This window comes from Huijunlia imazamoxiresistens (assembly GCF_037132455.1).
Lineage (GTDB): Bacteria > Bacteroidota > Bacteroidia > Chitinophagales > Chitinophagaceae > Flavisolibacter > Flavisolibacter imazamoxiresistens.
Genome location: NZ_JBBBEI010000094.1, coordinates 1 through 972, shown reverse-complemented (window position 1 = coordinate 972; position 972 = coordinate 1). Strand labels below are relative to the sequence as shown.

General features: G+C 42.4%; 1 protein-coding gene. It reads right to left on the bottom strand.

All coding sequences use genetic code 11. From position 1 onward, the window contains the following. Positions 1-278 precede the first annotated feature (278 nt). Positions 279-857 (bottom strand): hypothetical protein, encoded by a 579-nt coding sequence (locus tag V9K67_RS27010; protein WP_336728241.1) that lies wholly within the window; start codon positions 855-857, stop codon positions 279-281. Between the last annotated feature and the right edge of the window lie 115 nt (positions 858-972).

Below are 972 nucleotides of genomic sequence, written 5' to 3'. Positions count from 1 at the left end.
AGTAAAGATAACAATAAGCACTTACCTATGCCTTTCTGAACAGACTCAAATGACAATAGTTTTTAGACAGTTTGACGTCCGAGGGCTTGGCGCCGCGGCGGCATTCCCGCTCATCCAGCCACGAACCGCTGCCCATAAATGTACAAAAGATGAGGATAAAAATATCAGCCCGGGGTTATTCGTCCTTCCGGAACTACTGCTGCCCAATGGACCTAGAGCCGATGCGGCGTTCCGTCACCCCGCCATAGCGCCAAGACCACTGTTGTATGCCGTTTCATCTAATCGTCTATATCTTCGAAGGTCAAAGTGTTGTCAGCCTTACTGATTCTAATTCGCCTGAAAGTAGGTGCATATCCTTTTCCGTTTGGTTGGAATAACTCCCGGAAATACGAGTCTTCGTCTTCGTAGTTTTGGGTTACTCTCGGCCCTTCATAGCGATTAATTGATGGATTAAATAGATAGTCAACTACGGAGTCTGGTGATTTTTTGAAAAATGGATCACTTTTTATTGAGTTTATAATTTGTCGTTTGTCGTTTTCCGAAATGGTCAAAGTAAATGTGTGATAAAAGTCGCCAATAGCCCACATTGACTCATTTTCATTAAGTGTGAAGTCCTCAGTCAGGTCGATGTTTTGCTCTTTAATTAGCTTCTTAGCATCGCTTTTGGAAAAAAGTTCATCTTCAAATATTGTGGTTATAGCTATAAAGCCAACAAAGACTATATAAGTCCATGTCAGCCATTTTGCCACTTTAGGGTATCCAAGTTTTTTTGGTATAAAATATACCAGCAATCCAACAGTAGCTGGCAGCCCGATGAAGACGAATAAAAGCATCAATATGAACCCAATCCCGTTCACGTGTTTTTAGTTTTGGCTTTGGTTTAGAATGGCATACAACGTCCAGCGGCTTTGCGTTCGTGGCGGCATTCGGTGACTGGTCGCCATGGAACTGTAACCCAATTTTTTATTAAAG